Consider the following 13,429-nt stretch of genomic DNA (forward strand, 5'->3'; position numbering starts at 1 on the left):
GGTAGTGTCAGCGGTGCCACGCCGACGACTAGTGAGTAATCTAGACGATACCAGAGTGTACGACACAAAAAAGCCACCGGTTTGCGGTGGCTTTTTTGTGTTCGTCAGGAAGGACTCAGAAACGGTAACTCAAGGTGCCCGTTACTGTGCGTTTGGTGCCTATGAAACAATCGCCCCGAGCCAAGCAGGTCGTGAAGTAGGTCTCATTGGTCAGGTTGTTGACGTTCAAAGCCAGTTCCCAGTTGTCACGACCGTAGGCAATCATGGCGTCCAGCAGGGTTTCTGCGGGGGTCTTGAGTTGGTCTGTGCCATCCCAGCTTGACCCGACATAGCGCACACCGGCACCGGCCCGAAGCCCCGGAATACCAACTGAACGCAGGTCATGTTGGCTCCAGATCGATGCTGTGTGGGCGGGAATGCTTGGCAGTCGGGCACCTTTGTTGTTGCCCTCCTCAACCTCGGTATCGGTGTAGGCGTAGTTGGCGATCAGGTCCCAGTGGGCATTCACGTCCACTTTTGCTTCCAATTCGATGCCACGGGCGCTGGTCTCGCCATTCTGAATCTGATTGTTCGGATTCACGGGGTCAGGAGCCTGGCGGTTCTTTTCGCGCAGATCGTATACCGTAGCGGTATACAGGCTCGCGGAGTCAGCCGGCTGATACTTTACGCCGACTTCAACCTGCTCACCTTTTAACGGCTCGAACGGATTGTTGAAAGCATCAAGACCGGTGACCGGTTTGAAGGATTCCGAGTAGCTGATGAAAGGCGTGATACCGTTGCTGAACTTGTACATCAGGCCAGCCCTTCCGGTGACCTCCTCGTCGGTGAAGGCCGAGCCGCCCTCGGTCTTGTTGCGGGCGCTGTCGTGGCGAAGGCCCAGCACGGCAATCCAGCGATCATTAATGGTCATCTGATTCTGGGCGTAGAACCCACTCTGGATGATGGTATTTTCCGGCGTGTCACTGAAATCACTTTCGGTCAAACGGTCATAGTTTCCGTAGACCGGATTAAACACGTTCAAGTCGCCGATGTCTGCCTTGTAGGCTCGGCGGCTGCTGCTGACCGCATGCTGGTAATCCCAGCCAAGCAGTACCGTGTGATCCACATTGCCCGTTGAGAACAAAGCCTCTGCCTGATGATCTGCGGTCAGGGTGTCCAGGTTTGGCTTGTTGGCGTAGGCGACCCGAGCGATATCCCCGTTCTCCTTGAGGGCAGGAGTAAATTGAGGGTAGATGCTCTGGTAGTCTACCTCGGTCTCCGAGTAACGGAGGCTTTGCCGCACTGTCCAAACGTTGTTGAGCTGGTGGCTTAACAACGATGTCACCGCGTTTTCCTTAGTGTTGTAGCGGTCGAAATCTGGTTCGCTGATGAACAGATCGATGGGGATCTGTGGCAGGCCAAATGGTGACGGTTTCAGGGTCCCTTCGATAGGCAGGAACTGTGTGGTGGTGCCTGAACGGTCCTCCTGGTGCAGCGCCATAACAGTCCACTCGGTCTGATCAGTCGGGCGCCAGGTGATCGAAGGTGCGATGACTACTCGATTGTCCTCAACCTTGTTGACCTGTGTGTCGCTATCACGGCCTAGGGCAATAAAACGATAAAGCAGCGTGCCGTCCTCATTAAGCGCCCCTGTTGAATCGACTGCTGCCTGCTTTCGGGAGTGGTTCCCTACTTGCAGTTTCAGTTCGGTAGACTGTTCTGCCTGTGGGCGTTTGGTGGCGAGATTGACCAGCCCCCCCACGTTGCCCTGGCCGTAAAGCACGGAAGAGGGCCCACGAATGACTTCAATGCGTTCCAGCAGGTAAGGCTCTGTGCGAGGGCTCTGATAGAAACCGAAAGTCTTTTGCATGCCATCGAGGAAGATCACTGGATCGCCGCCGCGCACGGACTGCCAGTCGCCCCGGCTATCAAGACCAAACTGCTCGGCTCCTACGCCCACGGTGTAGCGTAAGGCTTCCTGAACACTGGCAACGCCCTGGTCTTGCATCTGATCGGCGGTAACCACAGAGATAGACTGTGGAATTTCGGTAATCGGGGTGTTGGTTTTCGTTCCTGCCCGGCTAGAGGTCGCAATATACCCATCTACTGGGGCAGATGGGTCTTCAATACGCTCGCCACTGACATCGATTGGAGTAAGCGTTTCCTGGGCCAGAACCGGTGTGGTTGTCACTGCTAGCGTCAGGAGCCCTGCGGTCCACGAACCGCGCGGCGGATGCTTGTATTCCTTGTTGTTGGTGGAATTGGGCAACTGCATTCCTGGATATTCCTCTGATGGGTTGGGGGTCAGGTGTAAAAATTGTAACGCGGATTGTAATGATAAAGGTTATCGTTTACAAATGGTGTTTGTGGCTGATCAGGTGATCCATTGTTTGTCCATTGGAATGGGAGCAAGTATGGCTATGGAGCATGAAGTACGGGAAGGGCTGAAAATTGCGGTGTCTGCCATCAGTGTTATGTCGGTGGCCCTGGCTTGTCTGATGCTGATTCCCTGACGTTGCCCATGCGGTCGCGACGGTAGATCCCGCAAGTCCCGCAGTATCCGCCGTCGGGTAAAAGGTACTTCAGGCAGCAGCCTCGCCGTTGAGGCAGTGCACAGCGCTGTTGGCTGAATTCAGCCGGTATCCAGTCGATGTATCTGTTTGCCTCACACTCAAACCGGGCCAGCCAGCTGGTGGCCAGGGCGCAGAGCGCTTCCGGGTCCACCTGATTCCAGACCGCGGAAAATGGTGCACCCAGTGCCAAGCCAACACTGCTCCAGTAGGCGCCGGGACTGACCCCGAAAGACTGCCGGAAGACCGGATACCACGCCTGCATCTGATCAGCGGTTATCTCAATAAATGCCTCGGGCGCCAGGGGTGTCTGGCCGTCATTCAAGTTAACCCAGCGAGACGGCGCGTCAGCGAGTTCCAGCGGGCACAGGAAAATTCGATCGGGGTTCAGGGGGGCGCAGACTCCATCCCGGAACAGCTGTAGCACCCGGGGGGCGATGACCTGCAAAGCCAGGCTCTGGTGTAGCACCGACACGCGGGCCTTGTGCATCCTGGGGCGGCACGCGTCCGGATAATCCTCCAGCAGCTGATTTTCCAGCAGCTCCGGCTTAGCCAGAACCTGTGCCAGGGAAAACAGCGCAGGGCGCTGCCCGGCGTCTTGAGCCAGTGCGCTGTTCAGGGTGTTCTGTGGGCTCAGGCCATGTCCGGTTAACAGATGGCGATAACTGGCCAGCCAGGGATCACCACAAACCTCAGTGACGGCCATGGCGGCTCAATCCCCAGAGAAAGTACAGGCCGCCCACCAGGGCCGCTAATAGCCCGGATGGCAACTGGTTGGGAAACACGACGACCCGCGCCAGATAATCGGCGATGGCCAGCAGCAATCCGCCTGCCAGCGCCGCAACCACAAGCTGACGCCCCACCGTTTGCTGGCCCAGCACCCTGGCAAGATGGGGTGCGATCAGCCCAACAAAGCTCAGCGGGCCGATCACCACGGTGGCGGCTGCAGTGAGTACCGAAGTCATCAGCAGGAGCAGAAGCCGGGCCCGCGCAACCGGCAGCCCCAGTGATGATGCGGCCGAATCCCCCAGAGGCAAAAGGGTAAGCGGTCGTATAACCAGCGAAAGCAGTGCTCCAAGCCCCAGCACAAGTGCCAGCAAACCAATGGCTTCCGGTTCAGACACCAACCAGGTGGAGCCGTACATCCAGTTCAGCAGTCGCGACGCAACGGTTCCCCCGGAAGCCATTACCAGTCTCAACCCGGCATCCATAAAGACGTAAAGCGCCAGCCCGCCCAACAACAGTTGGTTGCCGGCAAAGCGATGACGGCGGGCCAGCAGAATCAACAGGCCCAATGCAGCAGCGGCCCCCGCAGTGGCTCCGACCAGTTGGCCGCCACGGCCGATGTCGAGGCCGGTGAGCACCAGGACCACCATCACCAAAGCCGCACCACCGCTAATACCCAGTAATTCCGGGCTGCCCATGGGGTTGCCGGTCATGCGCTGTATCAGGGTGCCGGCCATGCCCAGAGCCATGCCGGCAAGAATGGCCGCCATCAGCCGGGGGCCACGCCACACCCAGGCATCGCTCCAGTTCGAAACCGGTGTCCAGTTCCAGGAACTCAGGCCGGGCGACCAAGCCATAGACACAGCGATGGTCAGCACCAGCAGCGCCATTAGAATGCCGGCGATCAGAAGTGTTGGCTTGCGGGTGGGCATGAACCCGGCCGGGCTCGAATCTGCGCCGGGCATATGGTGTGTGTTTCGAATGCCCTGCAACGCCATCAGGATAATGGGGCCGCCGATCAGGGCGGTGGTGGTGCCGGTGGGTACAATGGAGCCGTTACCCAGAGTTGTTGCCCAGTGCGCCAGGGTGTCTGCCAGCAGCAAGAGCCCGCCGCCGGTGACCGTGCTCCAAAGCAGTCTCTCACCCAGCGTGCGGGCGCCCAGTAGCCTGGCCAGCACCGGGGCGGCCAGCCCCACGAATGCCACCACACCTACCCGGCTGACCACTACGGAACTCATCAGGACTACCAGAATCAGGGCGCCGCCCCGAACCAGCGCAACCTTGGCCCCGAGTGCCGAAGCCGAAGCCTGCCCCAATTGCAGCAGTGCCAGTGGCCGCATCAACATCAGCATGGCAACCGCAAGAATCAGTACCCGCGGCAGCAACTCCAGGAAGGGCTCCCAGTTATTCTGGACCAGTGAGCCTGCACCCCAGATAAACAGGTTGCCCAGCCATTCGCCTTTGAGCAGAAGAAAGGCCATGTTCATGGCGCCGAGGAAGAAGGTAATCACCAGCCCCGCCAGAATGACGGTGACCGGTGAAAAGCCCAGGCGCCATGTCAGCGCGATCACCAGGCCAATGGCCAGAAGGCCACCCGCCACGGCGGCAAGGTCGGGGCTGAAGGCCAGCAAACCCGGTACAAAAAGGGTGGCAATGGTCACCCCGAACTGCCCGCCGGCTTCCACGCCCAGCGTGGTGGGCGAGGCCAGGGGGTTGCCAAGGATTTGCTGAGTAACAGCGCCTGCCAGGCCCAGTCCGCAGCCGATCAGAACGGCTATTGAGACCCTGGGGGCCCAGCTGTAGTGAGCGAGCACAGATGGGTAATGATCTTCGGTATAGCTCCAGAACGCCGCGAACAGCTCGCCTGGTGTCATCTGGCCCAGCCAGGGAAGGGAGCTGGCCGCCAGGGCGACAAGCCAGAGCAGGGCAATGGCAACCGGAAGTCTTCTGGGGAGAGACGGGGCGGTTGCAGGTACGCGTGCCGAGTCAGCGAACATTGTTGCGGCCTCCCTCCAACAGGGCATCAGCCAGCAAGATCGCCAGGCGTTTTACCGGGTACACCCCGCCAAATGGCCACACCGGCTCAATTTGATAAACCTGGTTTCGCTTGACGGGCGGCAGATAGGTCCAGAAGGGACTGCCTGCCAGGTGATCCGAGAGCCCGGGCAGGGTGGGTGAAATGACAACGATACGACTGTCGTGGTAGGGCGCAATGGCCTCCAGGCCAACCACAGAGAACCCCCAATAGTTACCCTCGTGTGGCCATGCATTGCGCAGCCCCAAGGCTTTGAGGGTGGTCTGATATAGGCCGTTGTGCGCGTAGATACGAACATGTCGGTCATCCAGAAAGTTGACCAGGGCCACCGGCTGCTGATTCATGCCGGCCTCGGCCAGGCGGGTGCGTTGCTCCTCGAGAGTTTGGTCAATATCCGTAAGGATAGCCTCGGCCTGGTGTTCGAGGTTCAGCATCTCGCCAAGCGTGGTCAGCATTTCCCGGGCTTTGGCGAAGGGGGCGGAGCCCTCTTTGTAGACGCTGATGACGTAGGTGGGGGCAATGCGTTCCAGTAATTCGGCCGCAGGCGCCATTTCGGCACTGGTGACAATCAGGTCTGGCTTCAGCTCGGCAATCGCTTCCAGGCTGGGAGCGACCCGGGTACCAACATTGGCAATGCCGCCGGGTAATTCCGGGGCCTGGACCCAGGCGCTATAGCCGTCCCGGTCTGCCACGCCCACCGGGGTCACCCCCAATAGCAAAAGCGCCTCGGTTGCGGCCCAGTTGAGGGCAACGATGCGCTCAGGCGGCCGGGGCAGGGTGATTGAGCCATTTTCGTGGCTCCAGGTTCCGGGGTGCGCGGGTTGGCTGATCATCAATGCAAGTAAGCAGAGATACGCCAGTGGGCGGTAAGCCCGTTGTTCAGTGCACATAAGACACCCACTGGCCGGGCGCCCGTTCCATTACACCCATGGCGACGCCGTAGATGGATTCCAATATGCCGCTGTCCATAATCTCATTGGGCGTTCCATCCGCCACAACCTGTCCGGCCTTCAGGGCCACGAGGCGGTCGCAGAATCTGGCCGCGAGATCCACATCGTGTAATACCACAATGACGGTCAGTTCCCGCTCCTCGGCAAGGCGGTGGACAAGGCGCAGGGTCTCCACCTGGTGCTTCACATCCAGGGCGGAAATGGGTTCATCCAACAGCAGGCAGCGGGTTTGCTGGGCCAGCAACATGGCTATCCAGGCCCGTTGCCGCTCGCCACCCGACAGGGTGTCGACCGCGCGGCCAGCGAATCGTGCCAGGCCGGTGTCATGGATGGCCTGATCAATCAGTGTCTGGTCGCCGGCAGTGTAACGGCCGAGGGGGCCGCGCCAGGGATAGCGTCCGAGTGCGACCAGCTCTCTCACTGTGAGTCCGTCGGTTGCCGGGGGATGTTGTGGCAGGTAGCCCACGGTTCTTGCGAATGCTCGGGCACCTGTAGCCCGGAAAGACTGGCCATGGAGCAGGACTTCGCCGTGGGAGGGCGATATCTGCCGGGCCAGGGTCTTCAACAAGGTGGATTTGCCCGAGCCGTTATGACCGAGCAGCGCCGTTACCTCGCCTTCCTGAAACGCCAGGCTGACATTGTGCAATATGGCGGTGTCACCCAGGCGAACCGCCAGTTGGTCGACTTCAAAAAACGCTGGCATTCAGACTCTCCCTTGGCTTTGGCGGGCAGGATAATCTAAATGCGAATTACTATCAATGTATGTCAGGTGTCAGCATTGTTCACCTGGCCGGTTTGAACGCGCCATTGCGCAGCGTAGGCGCCGTTTAGCGCCAGCAGTGTCTTGTGGTCGCCTTGTTCGACCACCTGGCCTCCGTCGATCACCGCGATGTTGTCCGCGTCAACAATGGTCGACAATCGGTGGGCGATCATGATCACGGTTCGGTTGTGGCCAATGCGCCGGAGCGAACGCTGAATTGCCGCTTCGGTTTCGTTGTCCACGGCGCTGGTGGCTTCATCGAGTACCAGAACCGGAGGATCTTTCAGCAGCGCACGGGCCAGAGACAGTCTTTGGCGCTGGCCGCCGGAGAGGCGTACCCCGCGTTCGCCAACCGGAGTATCCAGGCCCTGGGGTAACTGGCTGATGAACGACCAGGCCTCTGCTGTTCGGGCCGCTTCGATAATCTCTTCATCGGTGGCGTCGGGCTTACCGTAGGCCAGATTGTCGCGAATGCTGCCTTCAAACAGGTAGACATCCTGGCTGACCAGACCGATGGCGTCCCGCAGGGATTTCAGGCTCACGTTCCGAATAGCCTGACCATCCAGGCGGATCTCGCCGTGGGTGGGGTCATAGAATCGCAACAGCAGTTTGATCAGGGTTGATTTGCCAGAGCCGGTTGCGCCCACCAAGGCCAGGGTATTGCCGGCGGGTACCTCCAGGCTGATGTCGTTAACACCAGCACCGCTACTGGCATAGTGAAAGCCCACCTGGTCAAACGCCACGCTGCCCTGAACCGGTTGTTCAAGGTCTTTGCCAGCCTGGTCCCGAACGTTGACCGGTTCTGCCAGCAGATCGAGAATTCGTCGGGTGCTGGCCATGGCGCGCTCGAACAGGTCAATAACCTCAGCGAGGCCCGTCAGGGGCCAGAGCAGGCGTTGGGTCAGGAATACCAGCACGCCGTAGGCACCGACGTTGAGGTCGCCGTTCAATGCCATCATGCCACCGACTGTAAAGGTCGCCAGAAATCCGGCGAGAATGGCCATGCGAATCACGGGTATGAACGCTGAACTGATACGGATGGCTTGTCGGTTGGCCTCCACATAGGCCTCGCTGGCCTGTTTCAGTCGGCGAGCTTCACGCAGTTCCGCGGTAAAGCTTTTGATGGTGGCAATACCGCCGAGGTTATTGGCAAGACGGCTGGACAAATCACCAACTTTCTCGCGCACATCGGCGTACAGCGGCCCGGCTTTACGCTGGAAATAGAAGGCGCCCCAGATAATCAGGGGGATCGGTGTAAACGCCAGCAGGGCAATCAGCGGGGACAACACAAAGAACACGGCACCCACCGCGACCACAGTGACCACCACCTGAATCATGGCGTTGGCACCCCCATCGAGAAAACGCTCAAGCTGGTTAACGTCGTCATTCATGGTGGCAACCAGCTGCCCGGAGCTTCGAGCTTCAAAGAAGCTCATATCCAGACGCTGGGCGTGCTCATAGGCGTCTTGCCGAAGATCCGACTGCAGGCGTTGGGCCAGATTGCGCCAGAGGATCTGGTACAGGTATTCGAACAGGGATTCGCCCGCCCAGATGAAAAAGGTCAGTACCGCCAGGATGGTGATCTGTTGCTGGGCGGTCTCAAACCCAAGCCGGGCGACAAAGCTCTGTTCCTGGTTCACAACCACATCGATGGCCACGCCAATCAGGATTTCGGGGGCAATATCAAACAGTTTGTTGATCACGGAGCAGGTGGTGGCGGCGATGATCCGCCGACGATAACCCCGGGCATAACGCAACAGGCGGCCGAGTGCCGCAAAGCTGCTGGTGTGTTGGCTGCTTGTGGCCATGTTCCGCTTCCTTCTCGCCGTGGCTGATCTCACTGAAGGCGGGAAGGTTAGCGGATTTTTGACTGAGTTAAAATAGAATCATTATCACCTTCGGCCGTTGCGTTGCAGCCAGCGGTCCAGTTGATCGGCGAATTCTTTGCGGTCTGCCTGGCCGAAGGGGGCGGGCCCGCCGGTGACTTGCCCGGCGTTGCGCATCTCTTCCATGAAGTTTCTCATGGCCAGGCGCTGGCGGATGTTTTCCTTGGTGAAGGCCTGGCCTCTGGGGTTAAAAACGTCGGCGCCTTTTTCGATGGCTTCAGCAGCCAGGGGGATATCCTGGGTGATGACCAGGTCGCCTTTGGTCATCTGGTCCATGATTTCGTTGTCGGCGACGTCAAAGCCTTGGGGTACCTGGCGGCGGCTGATGTAGGGGCTCGGCGGCAGGGTGATGGCGTGGTTGGCGATGAAGGTGGTCTGGATTTGCCAGCGGGTGGCGGCGCGGCAGAGAATTTCCCGGATGGGGACGGGGCAGGCGTCGGCGTCGACCCAGATTGGCATTTTGGTGTTCCTTTGGTGGCTTGTCGTTGGTGCATTTTAACTGTTCATCGGGTGGGCTTGTTAGGTTTGCGCCGCGTATTTACGTTTGTGCCGTCGCGGTTTGGTGTTGGGCATGTTTAGGGATGGCTTCCAAAAAACCGCTACGAGCACATCCATGTGCGCTTCTCTCAGGCCATCCTTGGCCTTCGAAATTTTTTGGAAGCCATCCCTAAACACGCTTGTTAACAATATCAGTACCTCCGCGATTATTTTGCTGATTTCGAGGGAAGGGGTATGAAAACTAGGTTGGTCTTTTTTCTTATGATTCTTGGATTAGTGCCGGTCAAAGGTGTCGCCTCGGAGGAGCAGGCCTGGACAGCCCTGCGCGAAGGGCGGGCGGTGCTGATGATGCGTCACGCTCTTGCGCCGGGTACCGGCGATCCCGGCGGGTTTGATCTGGAGGATTGCAGTACCCAGCGCAATCTCAACTCGGTTGGGCGGGAGCAAGCGCGTTCGTGGAAGCCGTTTCTGGAGTCTCGGGGTATTGCCGAGGCCAGGGTGTTTTCCAGTCAGTGGTGTCGGTGTCTGGATACGGCTCGGGAAATGGAGATGGGTGAGGTGACGGGGTGGCCGGCGTTGAATTCGTTTTTTCGGAATCGAGGTGATGGCGATACCCAAACGCGGCAAACGATTGCGTTGGTGAATGAGCTTGAGCCGGGGGCGGCGGTGATTTTGGTGTCGCATCAGGTGAATGTGACGGCGCTGACCGGGGTTTTTCCGGCTTCCAATGAGGGGGTGATTCTGGCGTTGCCGCTGTCGGAGAATCCGACCGTTCTTGCGAGGGTGTCTCCCGGGCGGTAGTGGTATAATCCTGTGCTCATTTAATTAACAGGAAATGATAATGTCTCAATTGCCCCCATGCCCCCAGTGCAATTCTGAATACACCTATGAAGACGGCGTTCAGCTGGTTTGCCCCGAGTGCGGGCATGAGTGGAGCGCGGCGGAACAGGCTGAGGCCGAGGCCGGTAAGGTGGTTCGGGATTCCAACGGTAATGAACTTCAGGGTGGTGATACGGTCACTGTGATCAAGGACTTGAAGGTTAAAGGGTCCAGTCTGGTGGTTAAGGTAGGCACCAAGGTCAAGAACATTCGCCTGGTGGATGGGGATCACGATATTGATTGCAAGATTGACGGTGTTGGTGCTATGAAACTCAAGTCGGAGTTTGTGAAGAAAGCCTGATTCCCGTCGTCATCGGCAGCACAGGAGCGGTGCCATGGTGGATAAAGAAAAGGACGTTTTGCCGGAGCAATCTGCCCGGAAGCATGAACTTCATCAGGAGCTGCCGATTGATTTCCCCGACCCTTTCTTTCGGGGGTTGCACCGGATTATCCGCTTTGCCATACGCGTGCTGGCGGTGTTGATGGTGGCGGTAATCCTGTGGGGTGTGGGTGATGTGGTGTATATCATCTACGCACGCCTGCTGACGCCACCTTTTCTGCTGTTGGATATCAACGATATCTTCTTCACCTTCGGTGCCTTCATGGCGGTGCTGATTGCGGTGGAGATTTTCATCAACATCCGGCTTTATTTGGGCACCAATGTGTTTCCGGTTCAGCTGGTTGTTGCTACGGCACTGATGGCGATTTCACGGAAGGTCATCGTTCTGGATTTCGATACGCTTACTCCCATGTACCTGCTGGGTATTGCCGCAACCACGCTGGCTCTGGGTATCACATACTGGTTGCTCAGCCGAAAGAATTCTGGTGAACACTGGCACGATTGAGCCAGTCAGCGGCTTTCCTTTCGCAGTTTGCCCTTCGTGTTTTTATTGTCTAATACTTAATCAGGACATCGGTAGAGATGTCCTGATTCAGATCCCAGGTGTGTAACCCACACCAACAACAAGACGACCACCCCAAGGCTGCCGCTGCCCGCCAAAAGCAGGCTTTCTGTGCAGCCAGGCTTTTACCGCGAGGCCGGGGGACAGGAGGATGGGATGAGACAAATCCACGAATTCCATGTGGATAGCACCCGCTATCTGGATGACCACGGCAAACCGCTGGGCGCATTGCCGCCCCAGGCCGGGAACACCGACAGGGTTCTGGCCGCCTACCGCAACATGGTGTTGGCGCGCACCTTCGATTCCAAAGCTATTGCCCTGCAACGCACCGGCAAGTGCGGCACCTACCCGTCTGTTCTCGGGCATGAGGTGGTGGGTACAGCTATTGGCCAGGGCATGGCGAAGTCCGATGTGTTTGTGCCCTATTATCGGGATCAGGCCGCTCATCTGCTTCGCGGCGTCAGTCTCACGGAGTTGCTGCTGTACTGGGGCGGTGATGAGCGGGGCAGCGCCTGGCGAAAATGCCCGGAGGACCTGCCAATCTCAGTGCCCATTGCTACCCAGTGTTGCCATGCCGTGGGCGTGGCGGCGGCGATGAAGATTCGCGACGAGAACCGGGCCGTGGTGTGCTGTATTGGCGATGGCGGCACCTCCAAGGGTGACTTTCTGGAGAGTATCAATCTGGCTGGCGCCTGGCATTTGCCCGTTGTATTTGTGGTGATCAATAACCAATGGGCCATTTCCACACCTCGCAGCCTGCAAAGCGGCGCGGAGACCATCGCGCAGAAGGCCATCAGCGCTGGATTGCCGGGCCACATTGTCGATGGTAACGACTACTTTGCTACGGTCGAGGCTCTGGATGCGGCGCTGGGCCGGGCCCATGGTGGTAAAGGCGCGACGGTAATTGAAGCCGTTACCTATCGCCTGGGGGATCACACCACCGCCGATGATGCCACCCGCTACCGAACTGCCGAAGATCTCAAACGCGCCTGGGAGAAAGACGGCATCAAACGCCTGCAGAACTGGTTGCATGACAACGGCCATTGGAGCCCGGATAAAGAAAAATCCCTTCAGGCCGAATGCAAGCAAACTGTTGAGCGGGCCGTTGAAGAGTACCTGGCCATGGAGGCTGAGCCACCCACCGCGATGCTGGATTATCTGTTTGAAACCCTCCCCGCCGCGCTGCACCCCCAGCGTGAGCAGATCGCCAGCAAATACCGGGGAGGTGACGTATGAGCCAGGCAAAGCGATCCATTGAAACCCGAGACGTGACCCTGGTGGAAGCCGTCAATATGGCCTTGCACCGGGCGATGGCAGACGATGCTAACGTGGTGGTACTGGGCGAAGATATCGCTACCAATGGTGGCGTGTTCCGGGCCACCGTTGGCCTGAAAGAAGCCTTTGGCTTCAAGCGGGTGATGGATACACCCCTGGCGGAAAACCTGATTGCCGGTACGGCTATCGGTATGGCCACCCAGGGTTTGAGGCCGGTGGCGGAGTTTCAGTTTATGGGCTTTATCTACGCTGGCATGGAGCAGATTGTCAGCCACGCCGCCCGCATGCGTAATCGCACCCGCGGCCGCCTGCATTGCCCATTGGTGTTTCGGGCACCGTTCGGTGGCGGTATCCATGCCCCCGAGCATCATTCGGAAAGCACCGAAGCCCTGTTTGCCCACATACCCGGTCTGAGGGTGGTCATTCCCAGTTCCCCACAACGGGCGTATGGCCTTCTGCTGGCGGCCATCCGAAACCCGGACCCGGTAGTCTTCCTGGAGCCCAAGCGTATTTACCGGGCGGTAACCCAAAGCGTGGAGGACAACGGTGAGGCGCTACCGTTGGATACTTGCTTCACCCTGCGCGAAGGCGATGACGTCACCCTCATCACCTGGGGCGCCTGTGTACAGGAAACCTTGCAGGCTGCCGACAAGCTGGCCGAGCAGGGCGTCAGCTGCGAGGTGATCGACGTCGCCACCGTCAGCCCCCTGGATCGGGAAACCCTGCTGTGCTCGGTGGCCAAAACCGGCCGTGCGGTGATCGTTCACGAAGCCTGCCGCAACGGCGGTGTTGGTGCCGAAGTGGCGGCTTCAATCGCCGAAGGCGCCTTCCTGGACCTTCAGGCCCCGGTGGTGCGAGTCACCGGTTACGACACCATCATGCCTTACTACCGAAACGAGCAGTACTACCTGCCCCAGGTAGAAGACATCGTTAAAGCCGTCGAACAGGTGATCGCGCTCTAGGAGGATA

At 58.8% G+C, this 13,429-nt stretch carries 12 protein-coding genes; 5 read left to right on the top strand and 7 right to left on the bottom strand.

Annotated elements, in window-relative coordinates:
• Positions 1–115: 115 nt before the first annotated feature.
• The 7 genes from C7H10_RS02470 to C7H10_RS02500 form a co-directional block, all read right to left on the bottom strand.
• Positions 116–2,254, bottom strand: coding sequence for a TonB-dependent siderophore receptor (locus C7H10_RS02470; protein WP_106693587.1), 2,139 nt, complete (start codon positions 2,252–2,254; stop codon positions 116–118).
• Between the two features lie 197 nt (positions 2,255–2,451).
• On the bottom strand, positions 2,452–3,255 hold the full coding sequence (locus tag C7H10_RS02475; protein WP_106693588.1) for a (2Fe-2S)-binding protein: 804 nt from the start codon (positions 3,253–3,255) through the stop codon (positions 2,452–2,454).
• Entirely contained in the window at positions 3,242–5,272 is a 2,031-nt protein-coding gene (fhuB, locus tag C7H10_RS02480; RefSeq protein ID WP_106693590.1) for a Fe(3+)-hydroxamate ABC transporter permease FhuB, read from the bottom strand. Before fhuB ends, C7H10_RS02475 begins: the two co-directional genes overlap by 14 nt.
• Positions 5,262–6,200, bottom strand: a complete 939-nt coding sequence (locus C7H10_RS02485; protein WP_106693591.1) for an iron-siderophore ABC transporter substrate-binding protein — start codon at positions 6,198–6,200, stop codon at positions 5,262–5,264. The genes fhuB and C7H10_RS02485 overlap by 11 nt, the downstream gene beginning before the upstream one ends.
• Positions 6,190–6,963 (bottom strand): ABC transporter ATP-binding protein, encoded by a 774-nt coding sequence (locus C7H10_RS02490; protein WP_106693593.1) that lies wholly within the window; start codon positions 6,961–6,963, stop codon positions 6,190–6,192. The genes C7H10_RS02485 and C7H10_RS02490 overlap by 11 nt, the downstream gene beginning before the upstream one ends.
• 62 nt (positions 6,964–7,025) lie before the next feature.
• The gene (locus C7H10_RS02495) at positions 7,026–8,828 is read right to left on the bottom strand and encodes an ABC transporter ATP-binding protein (protein ID WP_061333354.1); all 1,803 of its coding nucleotides are present in this window, start codon (positions 8,826–8,828) and stop codon (positions 7,026–7,028) included.
• Between the two features lie 84 nt (positions 8,829–8,912).
• The gene (locus C7H10_RS02500; RefSeq protein WP_106693594.1) at positions 8,913–9,365 is read right to left on the bottom strand and encodes a YaiI/YqxD family protein; all 453 of its coding nucleotides are present in this window, start codon (positions 9,363–9,365) and stop codon (positions 8,913–8,915) included.
• Positions 9,366–9,665: 300 nt separating this feature from the next.
• Here C7H10_RS02500 and C7H10_RS02505 point away from each other — a divergent pair, with 300 nt between their 5' ends.
• From C7H10_RS02505 to C7H10_RS02525, 5 genes are all read left to right on the top strand, one after another.
• On the top strand, positions 9,666–10,205 hold the full coding sequence (locus C7H10_RS02505; protein ID WP_244178163.1) for a histidine phosphatase family protein: 540 nt from the start codon (positions 9,666–9,668) through the stop codon (positions 10,203–10,205).
• A gap of 40 nt (positions 10,206–10,245) precedes the next feature.
• On the top strand, positions 10,246–10,584 hold the full coding sequence (locus C7H10_RS02510) for a zinc ribbon domain-containing protein YjdM (RefSeq protein WP_106693597.1): 339 nt from the start codon (positions 10,246–10,248) through the stop codon (positions 10,582–10,584).
• Positions 10,585–10,618: 34 nt separating this feature from the next.
• On the top strand, positions 10,619–11,128 hold the full coding sequence (locus C7H10_RS02515) for a phosphate-starvation-inducible PsiE family protein (RefSeq protein ID WP_106693599.1): 510 nt from the start codon (positions 10,619–10,621) through the stop codon (positions 11,126–11,128).
• A gap of 213 nt (positions 11,129–11,341) precedes the next feature.
• Positions 11,342–12,421 (top strand): pyruvate dehydrogenase (acetyl-transferring) E1 component subunit alpha, encoded by a 1,080-nt coding sequence (gene pdhA, locus C7H10_RS02520; protein WP_106693600.1) that lies wholly within the window; start codon positions 11,342–11,344, stop codon positions 12,419–12,421.
• Positions 12,418–13,422 (top strand): alpha-ketoacid dehydrogenase subunit beta, encoded by a 1,005-nt coding sequence (locus C7H10_RS02525; protein ID WP_058090619.1) that lies wholly within the window; start codon positions 12,418–12,420, stop codon positions 13,420–13,422. The genes pdhA and C7H10_RS02525 overlap by 4 nt, the downstream gene beginning before the upstream one ends.
• Positions 13,423–13,429: the final 7 nt, after the last annotated feature.

Origin of the sequence: Marinobacter shengliensis (assembly GCF_003007715.1) — a bacterium.
GTDB classification, from domain to species: domain Bacteria; phylum Pseudomonadota; class Gammaproteobacteria; order Pseudomonadales; family Oleiphilaceae; genus Marinobacter; species Marinobacter shengliensis.

Coding starts and splice junctions, on each gene's coding strand:
- C7H10_RS02470 (WP_106693587.1), bottom strand. CDS start 2,254: ATGCAGTTGCCCAATTCCACCAACAACAAGGAATACAAGCATCCGCCG.
- C7H10_RS02475 (WP_106693588.1), bottom strand. CDS start 3,255: ATGGCCGTCACTGAGGTTTGTGGTGATCCCTGGCTGGCCAGTTATCGC.
- fhuB (WP_106693590.1), bottom strand. CDS start 5,272: ATGTTCGCTGACTCGGCACGCGTACCTGCAACCGCCCCGTCTCTCCCC.
- C7H10_RS02485 (WP_106693591.1), bottom strand. CDS start 6,200: ATGTGCACTGAACAACGGGCTTACCGCCCACTGGCGTATCTCTGCTTA.
- C7H10_RS02490 (WP_106693593.1), bottom strand. CDS start 6,963: ATGCCAGCGTTTTTTGAAGTCGACCAACTGGCGGTTCGCCTGGGTGAC.
- C7H10_RS02495 (WP_061333354.1), bottom strand. CDS start 8,828: ATGGCCACAAGCAGCCAACACACCAGCAGCTTTGCGGCACTCGGCCGC.
- C7H10_RS02500 (WP_106693594.1), bottom strand. CDS start 9,365: ATGCCAATCTGGGTCGACGCCGACGCCTGCCCCGTCCCCATCCGGGAA.
- C7H10_RS02505 (WP_244178163.1), top strand. CDS start 9,666: ATGATTCTTGGATTAGTGCCGGTCAAAGGTGTCGCCTCGGAGGAGCAG.
- C7H10_RS02510 (WP_106693597.1), top strand. CDS start 10,246: ATGTCTCAATTGCCCCCATGCCCCCAGTGCAATTCTGAATACACCTAT.
- C7H10_RS02515 (WP_106693599.1), top strand. CDS start 10,619: ATGGTGGATAAAGAAAAGGACGTTTTGCCGGAGCAATCTGCCCGGAAG.
- pdhA (WP_106693600.1), top strand. CDS start 11,342: ATGAGACAAATCCACGAATTCCATGTGGATAGCACCCGCTATCTGGAT.
- C7H10_RS02525 (WP_058090619.1), top strand. CDS start 12,418: ATGAGCCAGGCAAAGCGATCCATTGAAACCCGAGACGTGACCCTGGTG.